General features: G+C 70.9%; 17 protein-coding genes. 11 read left to right on the top strand and 6 right to left on the bottom strand.

Annotated features, from left to right (window positions below):
• The first annotated feature begins 76 nt into the window (after positions 1–76).
• Together CNR27_RS03030 and CNR27_RS03025 are read left to right on the top strand one after the other, a co-directional pair.
• Positions 77–469, top strand: coding sequence for a barstar family protein (locus tag CNR27_RS03030; RefSeq protein ID WP_096296881.1), 393 nt, complete (start codon positions 77–79; stop codon positions 467–469).
• Between the two features lie 32 nt (positions 470–501).
• On the top strand, positions 502–756 hold the full coding sequence (locus CNR27_RS03025; RefSeq protein ID WP_245815736.1) for a LysR substrate-binding domain-containing protein: 255 nt from the start codon (positions 502–504) through the stop codon (positions 754–756).
• Positions 757–887: 131 nt separating this feature from the next.
• Here CNR27_RS03025 and CNR27_RS03020 read toward each other — a convergent pair whose 3' ends face one another.
• The 4 genes from CNR27_RS03020 to CNR27_RS03005 all read right to left on the bottom strand — a co-directional run bounded on the left by CNR27_RS03020 (position 888) and on the right by CNR27_RS03005 (position 5,525).
• Positions 888–2,108 carry a glycosyltransferase gene (locus tag CNR27_RS03020; RefSeq protein WP_096296880.1) on the bottom strand — a complete coding sequence of 407 codons (1,221 nt, stop codon included), beginning with the start codon at positions 2,106–2,108 and terminating at the stop codon, positions 888–890.
• Between the two features lie 31 nt (positions 2,109–2,139).
• Positions 2,140–3,531: an ATP-dependent RNA helicase DbpA gene (gene dbpA / locus CNR27_RS03015; RefSeq protein WP_096296879.1), complete on the bottom strand. Its 1,392-nt coding sequence runs from the start codon at positions 3,529–3,531 to the stop codon at positions 2,140–2,142.
• Positions 3,532–3,778: 247 nt separating this feature from the next.
• Positions 3,779–4,960 (bottom strand): glutathionylspermidine synthase family protein, encoded by a 1,182-nt coding sequence (locus CNR27_RS03010; RefSeq protein WP_096296878.1) that lies wholly within the window; start codon positions 4,958–4,960, stop codon positions 3,779–3,781.
• Between the two features lies 1 nt (position 4,961).
• Positions 4,962–5,525 (bottom strand): DUF1190 domain-containing protein, encoded by a 564-nt coding sequence (locus tag CNR27_RS03005; RefSeq protein WP_096296877.1) that lies wholly within the window; start codon positions 5,523–5,525, stop codon positions 4,962–4,964.
• A 104-nt stretch (positions 5,526–5,629) separates the two neighbouring features.
• Between CNR27_RS03005 and CNR27_RS03000 the strand changes: the two genes are divergently transcribed.
• The 3 genes from CNR27_RS03000 to folE all read left to right on the top strand — a co-directional run bounded on the left by CNR27_RS03000 (position 5,630) and on the right by folE (position 8,204).
• Positions 5,630–7,036 (top strand): serine hydrolase domain-containing protein, encoded by a 1,407-nt coding sequence (locus CNR27_RS03000; protein ID WP_222843121.1) that lies wholly within the window; start codon positions 5,630–5,632, stop codon positions 7,034–7,036.
• Between the two features lie 124 nt (positions 7,037–7,160).
• Positions 7,161–7,541 carry a hypothetical protein gene (locus CNR27_RS02995; protein ID WP_096296875.1) on the top strand — a complete coding sequence of 127 codons (381 nt, stop codon included), beginning with the start codon at positions 7,161–7,163 and terminating at the stop codon, positions 7,539–7,541.
• A 51-nt stretch (positions 7,542–7,592) separates the two neighbouring features.
• Positions 7,593–8,204 (top strand): GTP cyclohydrolase I FolE, encoded by a 612-nt coding sequence (folE, locus tag CNR27_RS02990; protein ID WP_096300213.1) that lies wholly within the window; start codon positions 7,593–7,595, stop codon positions 8,202–8,204.
• A 42-nt stretch (positions 8,205–8,246) separates the two neighbouring features.
• Here the strand turns inward: folE and CNR27_RS02985 are convergent, their stop codons facing one another.
• Complete coding sequence (locus CNR27_RS02985) at positions 8,247–9,056, bottom strand: sulfite exporter TauE/SafE family protein (RefSeq protein ID WP_096296874.1); 810 nt, start codon at positions 9,054–9,056, stop codon at positions 8,247–8,249.
• Between the two features lie 42 nt (positions 9,057–9,098).
• On the opposite strand from CNR27_RS02985, the gene argS reads away from it, so the two are divergent.
• The 6 genes from argS (at position 9,099) to CNR27_RS02955 (ending at position 15,001) form a co-directional block, all read left to right on the top strand.
• Positions 9,099–10,832: an arginine--tRNA ligase gene (gene argS, locus CNR27_RS02980; protein ID WP_096296873.1), complete on the top strand. Its 1,734-nt coding sequence runs from the start codon at positions 9,099–9,101 to the stop codon at positions 10,830–10,832.
• Positions 10,832–11,623 (top strand): SPOR domain-containing protein, encoded by a 792-nt coding sequence (locus CNR27_RS02975; RefSeq protein WP_096296872.1) that lies wholly within the window; start codon positions 10,832–10,834, stop codon positions 11,621–11,623. The genes argS and CNR27_RS02975 overlap by 1 nt, the downstream gene beginning before the upstream one ends.
• Before the next feature lie 644 nt (positions 11,624–12,267).
• Positions 12,268–12,639, top strand: coding sequence for a hypothetical protein (locus CNR27_RS02970; RefSeq protein WP_096296871.1), 372 nt, complete (start codon positions 12,268–12,270; stop codon positions 12,637–12,639).
• A 38-nt stretch (positions 12,640–12,677) separates the two neighbouring features.
• Positions 12,678–13,241 (top strand): methyltransferase family protein, encoded by a 564-nt coding sequence (locus CNR27_RS02965; protein WP_096296870.1) that lies wholly within the window; start codon positions 12,678–12,680, stop codon positions 13,239–13,241.
• A 133-nt stretch (positions 13,242–13,374) separates the two neighbouring features.
• Positions 13,375–14,157 (top strand): UPF0149 family protein, encoded by a 783-nt coding sequence (locus tag CNR27_RS02960; protein WP_157745558.1) that lies wholly within the window; start codon positions 13,375–13,377, stop codon positions 14,155–14,157.
• Positions 14,158–14,248: 91 nt separating this feature from the next.
• A complete protein-coding gene (locus tag CNR27_RS02955) occupies positions 14,249–15,001 on the top strand; it encodes an SDR family NAD(P)-dependent oxidoreductase (RefSeq protein WP_096296868.1) in 753 nt (250 codons plus the stop codon).
• A 160-nt stretch (positions 15,002–15,161) separates the two neighbouring features.
• Here CNR27_RS02955 and CNR27_RS02950 read toward each other — a convergent pair whose 3' ends face one another.
• On the bottom strand, positions 15,162–16,118 hold the full coding sequence (locus tag CNR27_RS02950) for an MBL fold metallo-hydrolase (RefSeq protein ID WP_222843120.1): 957 nt from the start codon (positions 16,116–16,118) through the stop codon (positions 15,162–15,164).
• Positions 16,119–16,270: the final 152 nt, after the last annotated feature.

Here is a 16,270-nt window from a genome sequence, read left to right as displayed (position 1 = left end):
TTCGGATAGCGTTGACGCAACGTTCCCGCGCGCTCCCGATGATGCGCGCTGCGCCATTTCCCGAGTGCAACGACCGATGCCGAACATCCTCACCCTCGACGGCAGTCGTATCCACGACATCACCTCGTTCTTCGACGAGGTCAACCGGGTCTTCATGGCCGATGAAGACTGGGCTCTGGCCCACAGCCTCGATGCCTTCGACGACCTGCTCCACGGCGTCTACGGCGCACTCGATGGCGAGGCGCGGGCGACCCTGGTGTGGACGGAATTCGAGCGCAGTCGTGCCGCACTCGGCATCCCCGCCACACGCACCTGGCTGCAGGCCAAGCTCGCAATGCCCACGCGTTACGACAGCGCGCGAATCGAGCGCGAACTCGCGGCGCTCGACGCGGGCACCGGCCCCACCTTCTTCGACATCGTGCTGACCGTCATTGCCGCGCATCCCAACATCGCCCTGGTGCCGCGCTGAGCTTCGACCGCGAGGGCGGCCGCGACTTCGACGTGGCCGTGCAGCCGCAGGTCACGACCAACGACATGCTGCTGATGGTGCGCACCGCTCTGGCCGGTGGTGGCATCACCATCGGCATCGAGGAGACGTTCGCGCCCTATCTGGCGCGCGGCGAGCTGGTCACGCTGCTCGACAGGTTCCTGCCGCCGTTTCCAGGGTTCTTCCTGTACTTCCCCGACCGGCGCAACCAGCCGCCGAAACTGCGTGCGTTGATAGAACACGTGCGCCGCTTCCGCAAGGTCGGCTGAGGCAGGCCGACGTCCGATGCGCGTTGGCCAACCTGCCGGCCGGCAGGACCGCGCGCAACGCTGGCCGAGTGCGGGACCATGCGGCCGGCGCGCCGCCGGCGCACCCGGCTGCGGCGTCCTTGGGCCGCGCCTCAGCCGGCGGGGGCTCCGGCGCCGCCCGGCGCGACACGCCGCTCGAGCCATGCGACTGCGGCGGCGCAACCGTCCTCGTCCTGCATCCGCGCACCGAGCGCCGCGGCGTGCGCGCGCGTCTCCGCACGCTCGGCGAAGGCGATCGCGGCGGCGAGCCGGCGCGCCGATGGGCGCCGTCCCGACAGCACGCGGTCGGCGATGCCCAGCGCGCGCAGGCGCCGCGCCCAGAACGGCTGGTCGCCGGCGAACGGCAGGATCACCGACGGAATCCCGGCCCGGCACGCGGAATGGGTGGTGCCCGAGCCGCCATGATGGATCGCCAGCGCGCAGCGCGGCAGCAGCCAGTCGTGCGGCGCGCTGCCGATGACGTGGATGTTGGGCGGCAGGCCGGTGGTGTCGATCCCGCTCCAGCCGGGATTGAACAGGGTGCGCCGGTCCCCGACCGCCGCGACCACCGCCTCGCGCACGCGCGCCGCATCGAAGCCGCTCATGCTGCCGAAGCCGATGTAGACCGGTGGCGGGCCGGCGCCGAGCAGCGCCTGCAGCGCCGCCGGCGGCGTCCAGTCCTGAGAGGGGGGCACCCATTGGCCGCAGGCGACCGCATCGGCCGGCCAGTCGTCGACGTTGGGCAGCAGCGCCGGGGAAATGCCGTAGAGCACCGGGTGGGCCATCGGCAGCGTTCTGCGCGCCGGCAGGCCGATCGCCGCGCGGCCACGGTTGGTGGTCGCGCGGAAGGTGCGCCAGACCATGCCGTTGACGAAGTCGTGGGACAGGCGGTTCAGCGCACGCGGCACCCGCAGCGGCACCAGCGGCGATGCGAACGCGGCCGTCGGGCTGATCGGGATCATCATCGCGCCGATTGCCGGCACGCCCCGCGCCTCGGCGACCGACAGGCCGACGAAGGCGGTGAGGCCGGACACGATCACCGCATCGCAGCCCTCGGCGAGCGCCATGGCCTGTTGCATCCATTCGGGCGTGCGCGCCTCGACGATGCGGATCAGCGCGCGTTCGATCTGCCGCATCGCGCCCATGCGCGAGAGCGTGCCGCGGATGTCGCCGGCCAGGCCGGTCGCCGGCACGCCGAGCGTGGTGGCGGTATCGAGCGTGTCGGCATCGCCAAGCAGATGGACCGAGTGCCCCGCACGCATCAGCGCGCTGCCGAGCGCGGCGAGCGGGCGCGCATCGCCCTCGGTGCCATAGGTGATGATCAGCAGACGCATGACCGGACAGTCTGGCGCAGGGCGGGTGAGGTCAGCTGGTCTTGAGCAGCTGGACGCGGAACCGGCGGCCCTTGATCTTGCCTTCGCGAAGATGCGAGACCGCCTGCTGGGCCTTGCCGCGGGCGATGGCGACATAGCTGCGCGTGGCGAAGACGTCGATCTTGCCGATCGCGTCCTTGTGCAGTCCTGCCTCGCCGGTCAGCGCACCGACAATGTCGCCGGGCCTGAGCTTGTCGCTGCGACCGGCATCGATGCGCAGGGTCACCATCGGCGCGACCGGCACGTCGTTGGCCCGGCCGCTCAGCGGCAGCAGCTTTTCCCAGCGCGCGGGTGCGCCGAAGTGCGCCTCGATCAAGGCGGTACGCGGCATCTCGCGCGGCGTGACCAGATTCAGCGCCAGCCCCTTGCGCCCGGCGCGGCCGGTGCGGCCGATGCGGTGCACGTAGGTGTCGGCGTCGTGCGGCAGTTCGAAATTCACCACCGCGGCAAGGTCCTCGACATCGAGTCCGCGCGCGGCGACATCGCTGGCCACGAGCACGTTGCCGCTGCGGTTGGAGAAGCGCACCAGCACCTCGTCGCGGTCGCGCTGCTCCATGTCGCCGTGCAGGGCGAGCGCATCGAAGCCGTAGTGGTTCAGCGAACCTGCGACCTCGTCCACGTCGGCGCGCGTGTTGCAGAACACCACGGCCGATTCGGGCCGGTGCCGCAGCAGCAATGCAGCCAGCAGCGGCGCGCGGCGCGCGGGTTCGACCTCGTGGAAGATCTGCTCGATGGTCGGCGCCGGCGCATCGCCGGCGACACCGATCTGCACGGGCTCGCGCAGCATCGCGGTGCCGAGGCTGCGGATCTCCTCCGGAAACGTCGCCGAGAACAGCAGGCCCTGCCGCGTCGGCGGCACCCGCTTGACGATGTCGCGGATCGATTCCTCGAAGCCCATGTCGAGCATGCGGTCCGCCTCGTCGAGCACCAGGGTGCGCACGTGGCGCAGGTGCAGGGCCTTCTTCTTGGCCAGCTCCTGGATGCGGCCCGGCGTGCCGACGACGACGTGCGGCGGGTGGGTCAGCGACGCCAGCTGCGGCGCGAGCGGAATCCCGCCGCAGAGCATCGAGATCTTCAGATTGGGGATGCCGGTGGCCAGTTTGCGCAGCTGCTTGCCGACCTGGTCGGCCAGCTCACGGGTCGGGCACAGCACCAGCGCCTGGGTTTCGATCAGGCCCGTGTCGATGTTGCGCAGCAGGCCGATGCCGAAGGCGGCGGTCTTGCCGCTGCCGGTGGGCGCCTGGGCGACCACGTCGCGGCCCTCGAGGATCGGCGGCAGCGCCTCGGCCTGGATCGGCGTCATGGCGGTGTAACCGAGGGCATCGACGCCCTGCAACAGGGCGGGCGACAGGTCGAGCGTGGAGAACGGAAGAGGCGTGGTCATGCGCACATGATCGCAGGAGTGGGGGCGATGTACCGGCTGCGGTCGCGCGGGGCGCGGGATTCCGGCTTCGGGCGGCGCGGGAATCCGGGCTGCGGACACCGTTCGGGTTCTGCGTTTCCTGCCACGCGTCCGGTACCCGGCGGGGCAACATCCGGAGTCGACGGCACTTCGTGTTTCCCCGTCGCGCGCACGCGGACATGGGCCCGCGCCGCCGAGGCCGGCGCCCATGGCCAGCGCGAGAACGTGCTCAGGCCGCGAACACCACCTGCGCCTCGTCCTCGACGATCGCATGCGGCAGGAAGCGGGCGCTGTCGCGGGTGATCGGCGAGTCGTCCTCGCGCACGCCGATGCCGCAGGCGGTGTCGCCGACGATCCAGCTGCCGACCATCGGGAAATTCCCGTCGAACGACGGCAGCGGATGCGCGGCCTGGCGGATGCACGGACCGGTGTAGGGGCCGTCGCTGCGCAGGCGCTGGCCATCGGCCAGGTGCAGTTCGATGTTGGCGCCTTCGCGCGAATGCAGCGGCTTGCGCACCCAACCGGCAGGCAGGTCGCCGCCGTCGTCGAATTCGGCGGCCAGCAGGTTGGGATGGCCGCGATGCCGCTCCCACAGCAGCGGCAGCAGGCCCTTGTTGCTGAGCAGCGCCTTCCACGGCGGCTCGATCAGGCGCAGGCCGGATTTGGGCAGCGCGCGGCCGAAGTCGTCGTGGAACAGGTCCTCGAGCGGATAGAGCTTGAACAGCGACCCGATCACCACGTCGTCGAGGTCGGTGAAGCGCCCATCCTCGGAGAGACCGATGTCCTCGAGCGCGATCGCCTCGCCGTGCAGGCCGCCCTGCGCCGCGCAGTCGCGCAGGTAGGCGATCGTGCCCTGGTCCTCTTCGGAGTCGCGCACGGCGGCGAACAGCAGCGGCGGCGGCAGGCTCGCGGCAAGCTCGGCGAACCGGTCCACCAGGGCCTCGTGGATCGAGTTGAACTGGTCGGCCTCACGCGGAAGGCGCCCCGAGGCGCGCTGGTCCTCGAGCCACTGCCACTGGAAGAACGCGGCCTCGAACAGCGAGGTCGGCGTGTCGTAGTTCAGCTCGTAGAGCTTGGCCGGACCGGTGCCGTCGTAGGCCAGGTCGAGCCGGCCGTAGAGATGCGGTTCGCGCCGGCGCCAGCTTTCGGCGATCCAGTCGCGGAATTGCGCCGGGATCGCCAGCCGCTGCATCAGCGCATCGCTGGCGACGATCTCGTCGACCAGCGCCATCGCCATGCGATGCAACTCGGCGCTGGGGTCTTCGAGATCGTGTTCGATCTGCGCCATCGTGAACGCGTAGTACGCGCGCTCGTCCCAGTAGCGCGCGCCATCGATGGTATGGAACCGGAAACCGCACTCGGCGGCCTGCGCCTGCCAGTCGCCGCGCTCGACGATCCCGACGCGCCGCACCTCAGCCGCCGGTACTGCGGCCGGTGGCCGAGCGGCCGAAACCGCCGCGGTTGGCGGTGACCGCGCGATCGGGCGTCATCGATACCGGGGCCATGCCGGCACGGCCCGCGCCGGGCGCGCCACTGGGACGCAGCCAGCCCTGGCGGTTGTCGCGGAACGCCGGGGTCGCCTGTGCGGTGCGCTGGGCGGCAGCTGCGCCGGCCCGGTTGTTCATCATCTGCGACAGGAAGAAACCCGCCATCAGCGGGCCGACGAAGGAATGGCCGGCCGAGGTCTTCTGTTCCACGCATTCCTCTGCCGGGAACTCGGTCTCGCATTCGGCGCGGCTGCTGTACTGCGGGGCGGTGTCGGCAGCCTGCAGCTTGGCCTGCTCGAACGCGATGCGGCAGGTGGCGGTATCGCCGATCGCCTGCGCGCAGCTTTCGACCGACGTGTAGAGGCCTTCCTGCACCTGCACCGGCGCATCGCGCTGGCAGGCGCTGAACAGCAGGGGCGCGGTGCCCATCAGGAGCAACGCGGTGGTCTTCGAACGCTTGAGGCGTCGCGTATCGCGTGCGTCGGTCATGTCCGTGCGCCGTCGTGTGTGCGGGTCGTCCATCATGCCCCCCGCGCGGCGTGCGGCAAAGCGCTCCCTCTACACTGGGGTTCAGCCCCGAGACCGGAATGCCGATGCGTCATGCCCTGCTGTTGCCCCTGCTGCTCGCCACGACGAGCGTGGCCGCCCAGACGGGCGGCGAGCGCGAGCAGGCCCTGCATGCACGTGCGATCGCCGCCGGCTACAAGGCGCTCACCCTGTGCAGCGCGCATTTCAATGCCGGCCGGACGCCGGCGCAGGTCGAGGCGCTCGAACTGGTCGGCATCTATCCCGAATACCAGGCCGCCGTGGATGCGCTCGACGCCGTGGTCGATCCGGCTGCGCGGACCGTCTCGGTGGCCTTCGATGTCGCCCTGCCGCCGCGGATTGCCGCCTGGCGCCCGAACCTGGGCTGCACGCAGCTGCGGATCGGCGCGGCAGCGCAGGCAATCGCCGCGCTGCCGCGTTTCGACGCCGCCGCGCCGCAGCTCGACGACGCGCCCTGGCCGCTGGGCGACCGCGACGCGACCGCCGCACCGCGTGGTGATCGCGCCGCGCTCGAGCAGGCCGTCGCCGACGCGTTCGACACCGGTCGCTACGGCGACGGTCACGCGACCACGGCCGTCATCGTGGTCCAGGACGGCCGCATCATTGCCGAGCGCTATCGCGAGGGCTTCGGCCCGCACGTCTCGCAGCGGACCTGGTCGGTGGCCAAGAGCCTGGCCGGGGCACTGGTCGGCGTGGCGCAGGCCGCTGGCGAACTCGACCCCGCGGCGCCGGCTGCGGTGACCGAATGGCAGGCGCCGGGCGATCCGCGACGCGCGATCACCGTCGACCAGCTGCTGCGCATGTCCAGCGGCCTGCACAGCGACACCGCCGGCAACCGCACCGATGCGCTGTATTTCGGCGGCGTCACCGTGGCCGAGGCCGCGACCGGCTGGCCGCTGGTGCATCCGCCCGGCAGCCGGTTCCGCTACGCCAACAATGACAGCGTGCTGGCCGTGCATGCGCTGCGCGCGATCAGCGGCAACGAGGCACGCGCCCTGTCGCGGCCGTTCACGGACCTGTTCTGGCCACTGGGCATGACCCGTACCCGGGCCGAGACCGACTGGCGCGGCGGTTTCGTGCTGTCGAGCCAGGTGTGGTCGACGGCGCGTGATCTCGCCCGGTTCGGCCTGCTGCTGCAGAACGATGGCCTGTTCGACGGCCGGCGCATGCTTCCCGAAGGCTGGGTCCGCGCCGCGACGACCCCGTCGGGCCCGCAGCCCGAGGGCGACTTCGGATACGGAGCCACCCTGTGGCTGATGCAGCGCTCGCCCGGCGTCCCGCCCGACACGTTCGCGGCCTTCGGCAACCGGGGCCAGTACGTGATCGTGACGCCGTCCCGCGGCGTGGTCCTCGTGCGCCGCGGGGAGGATCCGACCGGCAAACGCTTCGATCCGGCGCGTTTTGCCGGGGCGGTACTCGAAGCGTTGCCCGGTTCAGGCGTGCCCGCTCCCTGAATCCAGGCTGGTTGGGGCAGGGATGGATAGGCGGGTTTCACCCATGTCCAACGAGTGCGCCACTAGTTTCGCCCCTGGTCGCACCCTCTCCGCTTTCCTGGCGCTGTCGTGCCGCCGGACGCCCATGCATAACGATCCCCACCACACCAGCTCGGTCCAGCAAGACCTCACCCCTGCGGATGCCGCGGTGGCCGGCGAGGAGGCCCTCGAAGCGCAGTTCAAACCCGGCCTTGCCCAGGCGCCCTACTACTCGGCCGGACGGCACTGGGATGACTACGCTCCCGCCTACCGTTATGGACGCGACTGCCGCCAACGCCATGCCGGCCGCCGCTTCGACGAGATCGAGGCCCAGCTCGAACATGGCTGGGACGCGGCACGCGGGCATTCGCGCCTGGGCTGGGTGGAGGCGCGTGGCGCGGTCGAAGACGCCTGGGCGCGCGCGACCGCTTCCAACGATCCGCCCTGTCCCAGCACCACCCGACAGTCGCGCCACGACCTCGACTGAGCCCGTCGCTTGCCACGCGGTAACATGGCGCCCTTTGCCGCCGCGACCGCCATGACCCGATCCCCCGATGACGACGCCCGCCACGGCGTGAGCCGAGACGAAGCCGAATCGGCAGTGCGCACCCTGCTGCGCTGGGCGGGGGAAGATCCCGCCCGCGAAGGCCTGCTGGACACGCCGCGACGCGTGGCCAAGGCCTATACCGAGTGGTTCAGCGGTTACGCGCTCGACGCCGACGCCTACCTCGCGCGCACCTTCGAAGAGGTTGCCGGCTACGACGAGATGATCGTGCTGCGCGACATCGAATACGAAAGCCACTGCGAGCACCACATGGCGCCGATCATCGGCAAGGTCCACGTGGGCTATCTGCCGGCCGGCAAGGTCGTGGGCATCAGCAAGCTCGCCCGCGTGGTCGAGGCCTATGCCAGGCGCTTCCAGGTGCAGGAGAAGATGACCGCGCAGATCGCCGGCTGCATCCAGCGCGCGCTGGCGCCGCTGGGCGTGGGCGTGGTGGTGGAAGGCGCGCACGAGTGCATGACCACCCGCGGCGTGCACAAGCGCGGGGTCAGCATGATCACCTCGACGATGCTCGGCAGCTTCCGCGAGGACGCGCGCACCCGCGCCGAATTCCTGCAGTTCATCCAGGTCGGCGGCGTTCGCCGCTGAGACCCGCTGCGCCGGGCGTCGGCCGCCCGGTGCCTGCGCGCATCAGGCGCCGGCGAAGGTGTCCCATCCCATCTTCGCGATCAGCACCGCCACCAGCGCCACGAACAGCTTGCGGATCACCGGCGTGCCGCCGCGCAGGGCCAGCCGCGTGCCGATGACCGCCCCGAGGACATTGGCCGCGGCCATCGGCACCGCGAACGCCAGCAGCACGTGGCCGGCGGGCACGAAGAACGACAGCGCCGCGAGGTTCGTCGCCAGGTTCACGACCTTCGACGCCGCCGATGCGCGCAGGAAGTCGAGACCGAAAAAGCGGATGAACAGGAAGATCAGGAAACTGCCGGTGCCGGGGCCGAACAGGCCGTCGTAGAAGCCGATGGCCGCGCCCATTGCCAGCGCGATCGCCAGATCAGCGCGGCCCAGCGTGCGCGGCCGGTGCAGGGCACCGAAATCCTTGCGGATGAGCGTGTAGGCGAGCATCGCGATCAGCAGGCCGAGGATCAGCGGCCGCACCAGATCGCGCGGCAGCAGGGTGACCGCGGTGGCGCCCAGGAACGAGAACACGAACGCGGTGGCGGCCGCGAGCAGCACCGGTGTCCACGGAAAGCGCACCGTGCGCGCATACCGCCAGCAGGCGGTCGCGGTGCCGAACATCGCGCTGAACTTGTTGGTGCCCAGCAGCGCCGCCGGCGACTGCTGCGGCAGCGCCGTGAACAGCCCCGGCAGCTGCACCAGCCCCCCGCCGCCCACCGCGGCATCGACCACGCCGGCCATCAGGGCCACGCACAGCAGCCACAGCAGTTCCGGAAACAGCGCGTCCAGGGCCGGCAACCACGGAAAAGGGGCGCGCAGCATACCCGCCCCGCCCGTGCCGGTGGGCCGGCCCGCTGGCGTACAATGCGAGGCCGTTTGTCCCCGACGCGCACCCACGTGAAATCCCAGCTCCGCGCCCTGATCGAGCCGCTCGTCGAGCAGGCCATCGCCACCCTGCGCGATGCCGGCACGCTGCCCGCCGACCTCGCCATGCCCGACTTCACCGTCGAACGTCCGAAGGACCGCAGCCACGGCGATGCCTCGACGAACGCGGCGATGCTGCTGGCCAGACCCGCGAAGTCGAATCCGCGCGCGATCGCGCAGGCACTGGTCGGTGCGATGCCGGCCAGCAATGCGATCGAACGCATCGACATCGCCGGCCCGGGCTTTCTGAATTTCCGCTTCGCCGCCGCGGCCTGGCGCGACCAGCTGGTCGCCGTCCACGCCCAGGGCGACAGCTTCGGCCGCAACGACAGCGGCGGCTCGCGGACCGCCGGCGTGGAATACGTTTCGGCCAACCCCACCGGCCCGCTGCATGTCGGCCACGGCCGCGCCGCGGTGATCGGCGATTGCATCGCGCGCGTGCTCGACGCCAACGGCTGGCTGGTCAAGCGCGAGTTCTACTACAACGACGCCGGCGTGCAGATCGAGAACCTCGCCCGTTCGACCCAGGCGCGCGCCAAGGGCATCGGCCCGGGCGATACCGACTGGCCGGCCGATGCCTACAACGGCGAATACATCGCCGACGTGGCGCGCGCGTATCTCGATGGCGCCACGCTGCAGATCGACGGCCAGACGATCACCGGCGCCGGCGATGTCGACGATCTCGATGCGATCCGCCGCTTCGCCGTGGCCTGGCTGCGTCGCGAGCAGAACACCGACCTCGCCGCATTCGGCGTGTCCTTCGACGTGTACTTCCTCGAATCGTCGCTGTACGCCGACGGCAAGGTGGAGGAGACCGTGCGCGAGCTCGTCGCCCACGGCCACACCTACGAGGAGGGCGGCGCGCTGTGGCTGCGCAGCACCGACTACGGTGACGACAAGGACCGCGTGATGCGCAAGTCCGACGGCACCTATACCTACTTCGTGCCCGACGTGGCCTACCACCTGTCCAAGTGGCAGCGCGGCTACGTGCGCGCGATCACCGAGCTGGGCGCCGACCACCACGGCTCGCTGGCGCGGGTGAGGGCCGGGCTGCAGGCGCTCGATGCCGGAATTCCGGAGGGTTACCCCGAATACGTGCTGCACCAGATGGTCACGGTGATGCGCGGCGGCGAGGAAGTGAAGCTGTCCAAGCGCGCCGGCAGTTACCTCACCCTGCGGGACCTGATCGAGGAAGCCGGGCGCGACGCGACGCGCTGGTTCCTGGTGGCACGCAAGCCCGATTCGCAGCTGGTGTTCGACATCGACCTGGCCCGCAGCCAGTCGCTCGACAACCCGGTCTACTACGTGCAGCTGTCGCATGCGCGCATCTGTGGCCTGCAGCGCAAGCTCGCCGAGGCGGGCCTGGCGTTCGACCTGCAGAACGGCCTGGCACAGCTGCCCGACATGACCGACACGGCGCTTCGCGACGTGCTGATCGACCTCTCGCGCTGGCCCGAGATCGTCGCTGCCGCGGGCGCGCAGCTTGAACCCCACCTGATCGCGACCTATCTGCTGGAACTGGCCCAGGCCTTCCAGACGTACTACAACGACCACCAGTTCCTGGTCGACGAAGCGGACGTACGCGACGCACGGCTGGCACTGGCCACCGCGGTACAGCAGGTACTGCGCAACGGCCTGACCTTGCTCGGCGTGCAGGCCCCGGAGGCGATGTAATGGCGGCAAGACGCGGAAAATCACAGGCCAGGCGCAGCACGGGCAACTCCGGCAGCCTGCCCGGCTGGGCGTGGATGATCATCGGCGTGGTGCTGGCACTGGGCGTGGTGCTGGCGGTGCCGCGCCTGCTCAAGCCCGATGCCCAGGACGGCTTCTTCCGGCCGAGCCCGAACCCGGACGCGCAGCCGGCGGCCAGCACCGGCGAGGACGAACCGGAACTGCCCACGCCCGCCGGCCAGCGCCCGCGTGCGGCCGCACAGACCTCCGCCTCGCCCGACTACGATTTCTACACGATGCTGCCCGAGCAGGAAGTCCCGATGACGGACGCCGAGCTGGCCGCCAGCGCGCGCGCCGAGACCGAGCGCCAGCGCCGCGCCGAGGCGCAGCAGCAGGCCCTGCAGGCGCGGCATCCCGACGCCGCCGACCTGGCGGGTGGCGCGACCACGTCGCCGCAGCCGCAGCCACTGCCGGAAGCCCCGGCGACCGCGCGTGCGCAACCGCCGGCCCCGGCGACACCGGCCACTGCGGCCGCCACGCCGGCGCCTGCCGGCGACGGCGATGCCCGCTACATCCTTCAGGCCGGCTCGTTCAGCGCGTCGGGCGATGCCGAGGCCCTCAAGGCCCGGATCGCCCTGCTCGGGCTGTCGGCGCGGGTGGAATCGGGCCAGGCGGCTGGCCGTACCGTCTATCGCGTGCGCATGGGGCCCTACGGCACCGCGACCGATCTGGCGGAAGCCAAGCAGAAGCTCGGCAACGGCGGTCTGCCGGCGCTGGCGATCAAGGCTCAGTAAAAGCGCGTCTTCCGCCGAAGGCGGAAGACACCGAGGCCCCTCTCCCCCAGGGAGAGGGGGGGACCATTTGCGAAGCAAATGGTGGGGTGAGGGACGCCCTGGAGGGGTCCAGATTCCGCAAAAGCGCTCCACCGGACCCGTCGCGAGGTTCGGCCTCACCCCAGCCCTCTCCCCCGGGAGAGAGGCGACCATTTGCGAAGCAAATGGTGGGGTGAGGGACGCCCTCGCGGCATCCGGATTCCGCAAAAGCGCTCCACCGGACCCGTCGCCAGGCTTGGCCTCACCCAGCCCCTTCTCCTGATGGGAGAGGAACTCAAGGCAAGCCGGAGGACACCGCCGACTTCCCCCGCCGAGAGAGGCGACCATTTGCGAAGCAAATGATGGGGTGAGGAACGCCCTCGCGGGATCCGGATTCCGCACCAGCGCTCCGCCCGCACCCGTTCGGTCTTCACCCACCCTCTCCCGCGGAGAGGGGCTCAAGCCTCCCCCCGGCAAGATTGGCTCGAGGCCCGCCCTCGCCCCCGCAGGCCGCCCCGCCTCCCGATCTAGGCCGCTGTCGCCCGATTCCGTGCCGGCCGTCGCAGTCTGATCGCAGTCCGCGCGATCGGTCTGCGGACACTGGGTGGTCAAGGGAGACGAGCGCCATGACCATCGAAGCCGCATTGATCAAACCCGTCGTCGACGTGCTGCTGGCGCTGTTCCAGCAGGGCAGCGAACTCAAGCTCAAGCACAACGCCCAGGCCTCGGTGCGCGAGGCGATCCGCGAACTGCTGCAGGCCAATCCCGACGAGAACCGCGCCGCGGCGCGGATCGCGATCGCGCGCGCTGCCGGCATCCTGTCGGAGGATGTGGTGCTCGCCGAGGACATGCTGCAGAAGCACCGCGCAAGCCGGGCGCGCACGCGCGGAAAGTCCACCACCGGGCGCCGCCGGACGCGGTCGGAACCGGTCGATCCGGGCGCCGATACGGCCGCGCCCCCGGGCGATGCCACGCCGCGGACTCCAACCTCACACTGAGGCTGCAAGGCTGTCCTCCCGTTGTTCTGGAGTCATCCATGGCAGGCATGCTCGTATTGGCGGCGCTTGGCGCACTGTGGTGCGCGAGCGAACTCTGGATCGGACTGCGGCGACGCGCGACCGACCGCAGCCGTGATGGGGGGACCCTGGCGCGCCTGGTGCTGGTGATCGGCGGCGGCGTCGGGGCCGCGGTGTTCGTGGCGCTGTGGTCGCCCGGACGCCTGCCCGCTGCGTGGCAACCGTTCCTGCTGTGGGGCGGCAATACGCTGATGCTGCTGGGCATGCTGCTGCGCTGGTGGGCGATCCGCGTGCTCGCCGAGCATTTCACCGTGGACGTGGCGATCGCGCCGGATCACCGGCTGATCCGCAGCGGGCCCTACCGCGTCGTGCGCCACCCCGCCTACACCGGGCTGTGCACGACCCTGGCCGGGTTCGTGTGTGCGCTCGGCAGCTGGGCGGCGCCGCTGGTGGTCGCCGTCCCCCTGTGGCTCGCGCTGCGGCGGCGCATCGATGTCGAGGAAGCCGCATTGTCGGCGGCATTCCCGGTGGACTATCCGCGCTATGCGCGCGCCACGCGGCGGTTGCTGCCCGGCGTCTGGTAACTCCCGGCGCCGGCGCGGACGCGGGCGCTAAACTGTGCGGCCCTGTCGCGTGCGCGACGGCGCCGGGCTGTCGATCGACAGGTCCGGCGCGGCCGCCGCGTTCCCCCGTATCGCCATCGGCGAGGACTCCCAGATGACCATTCCCTCCGCGACCGCCCTGACCGACGCCGAACTCGATCGCCTCGACCAGTTGCTGGACCGTTGCAGCGACCCCCAGACGGGGCTCGGCAACCTGGAGATGCTCGACGGTTTCCTGTCGGCGCTGGCAGTCGGGCCGGTCGAGGTGGACCTGGCCACGGTGCTGCCTGCGGTCTGGGGCACCGGCCCGGTGGCGCGGCGTGACGAGCGCCAGACCCGGGAGGCCGAAGCCCTGATCGCACGACTCGCGGCAGAAGTGGGCCAGCGGATCCGCCACGATCCGGCCGAAACCCAGGACCGCGAAGCGCTGATGCCGCTGCTGGGCCTGCCGCCGGAACCGGAAGGCGACGCCGCGCCGGTCACCAATGGCCATGACGACGCGCTCGACGGCATCCCCGCCGACTTCCCGTTCGCCGCGGCCTGGGCGGCGGGCTTCCTGCGCGGCGCAGCGCAGCACGAAGACGAATGGTCGAGCTGGATGCAGGAGCACGATGCGATCGACAACGACCTGGGCGTGATCACCCGCCTGGCGATCGTCGATGTCTCGCAGCTCGAGGACGCGGAGATGACCGAGGTCGAGATGCTCACCCTCGACGAGCGTTTCGACCTGTCCTACGACATCCCCGACATGCTCTACGACATGTACCTGCAGCGCCTGCACGACCGGCGCCCGGCGCCGGCCAAGCGCGCGGACGTGCCCGGCCGCAACGATCCCTGCAGTTGCGGCAGCGGCAAGAAGTACAAGAAGTGCTGCGGCGCGGATCAGGCCGCCCAGTGAGCCGCGCCCGCCGGCGCGACATGCGCCGGCACGAGTTCCGAATCGATCGCGCCGTGCGTGCCGGCGCGCATGGCCCCACGGAGATTCCGCAATGACCCGCACCATCCTCGTCACCGGCGCGACGTCCGGTTTCGGCGCCGCCACGGTGGCGCGCTTCCTGGCCGGCGGCTGGCGCGTCGTCGCGACGGGGCGACGTGCCGAACGTCTGCAGGCGCTGGTGGAGACGCATGGCGGCGAGCGTCTGCACACCGCCGCGTTCGACATCCGCGACGAAGCCGCGATGCGCGTCGCGCTCGATGCGATCCCGACGGATTTCCGCGGTATCGACGCATTGGTCAACAATGCCGGCCTCGCGCTCGGCACCGCGCCGGCGCAGCGCGCCGACCTTGCGCAGTGGCGGCAGATGATCGACACCAACATCACCGCGCTGGTCACGCTGACTCATGCGCTGCTGCCGGTGCTGATCGAGCGCCGTGGCGCGATCCTCAACGTCAGCTCGGTCGCGGGCAGTTATCCCTACCCCGGCGGCAACACCTACGGCGGCACCAAGGCCTTCGTCACCCAGTTCTCGCTGGGCCTGCGCAGCGATCTGCACGGCACCGGCGTGCGCGTGACCTCGATCGAGCCGGGGCTGGCCGAAACAGAATTCACCCTGGTGCGCACCGGAGGCGATCAGGCGGCGTCGGACACGCTCTACGCCGGTGCGCAGCCGATCACGGCTGACGATATCGCCGACACCCTGTGGTGGCTGGCCAATCTGCCCGCGCATCTCAACATCAACCGCATCGAGGTGATGCCGGTCAGCCAGTCGTTCGCGGGCTTCCAGATCCACCGCGACGCCTGATTCCGTCTACAGCGCCCGCGGGGCCGCGGGCTATGCCTCGCCGCGCGAACCGCAGCGCGGAGGCCGCGCCTGCCACTGCGCAACCCGAGCGACTCCTCTGCACGCGTGGCGCCCGCCCCGAAGGCGGATACGGGCGCCGCAGAAACCGCTGGCCGCGCCGCTACTGCAGCGGCGCCCAGACGAAGCCGTCGTCACGGCGCACGATATGGCCCAGCCCCGGGAACGGGAAATGCGGCGAGGCGATGGTCAGGCCGCTGTCCGCCACCCGCGCGAGCAGGGCTTCGCGACTGGCCTCGGCAGTGGGCGCGTCGCCATCGAACGCGATCGTCCATTGCGGACGCTGCACCGAGACGGCGAAATGATGCGCCGCGTCGCCGATGTAGAGCAGGCGCGCGTCGCCATCGGCGATCTCGAAGGCACTGTGGCCGGGTGTGTGGCCCGTGACTTCGACCGCGGTGACGCCCGGCAGGATCCCCGCGCCCGGCGCGAACGCATCGACACGGGGCGCGATCGCGGCGACGAGCGCGGCGTTCGAGGCATCGCCCTGCAGCGCCTGCCATTCCGGCGCCGACAGGTGCACGGTCGCATTGGCGAACATCGGCCGGCCCGCCGCATCCACCAGGCCACCGACATGATCGCCATGGGCGTGGCTGATGAAGATGTCGCTGACCTGGTCGGGCTCGATGCCGGCCGCGCGCAGTGACGTGGGCAGGCGCCCTGCATCGGCGAACTTCGCCTCACCGGCGCCAGTGTCGAAGAGCAGCACGCGATCGCCGCTGCGCACCAGCAGCGCCTGCACGCCGAGGCGCACGGTGTCGGTCCCCTCGCCCGCCTTCGTCAGGACCGCGTCCATCTCCGCCCTGGGCGCGCCGATGCCCAGCGTCTTTCCGTCATTTGCAAACGCGATGTCGCCGTCGCGCAGGACCGCGGCGTCGAGCGTGCCGATGCGGAAACGATGGACGTCGGCGCTTTCGATGGTGGGCGCGGTATCGACCGTCGCCATCGGCGGCGGCGGTGCGTCGACCGTGGTTGGCGGCGGCGCGGGATCGGCGCAGGCCGTGAGCGCGGCGGCGAGCGCGAGGCCGAGGACGGCGCGGTGGGCATTGAAGCGACGCATTGGAAACCTCTGTCGGCGTGGGCGCGGCATGGCGCGCGATCGGCGCAGCATAGACCGCGCGCCGGCCCGCAATGCCGTCGCCTGCGGCCCACTGCATGTCGCGAATGGCGGCCGCGACGATTCGCAGCCGGCGCACGCGGGGAAATCCGATG

Source organism: Luteimonas chenhongjianii, assembly GCF_002327105.1.
Lineage (GTDB): Bacteria > Pseudomonadota > Gammaproteobacteria > Xanthomonadales > Xanthomonadaceae > Luteimonas > Luteimonas chenhongjianii.
Note: the sequence above shows the minus strand (reverse complement) of the source record. Positions and strands in the feature narration are given on the sequence as shown.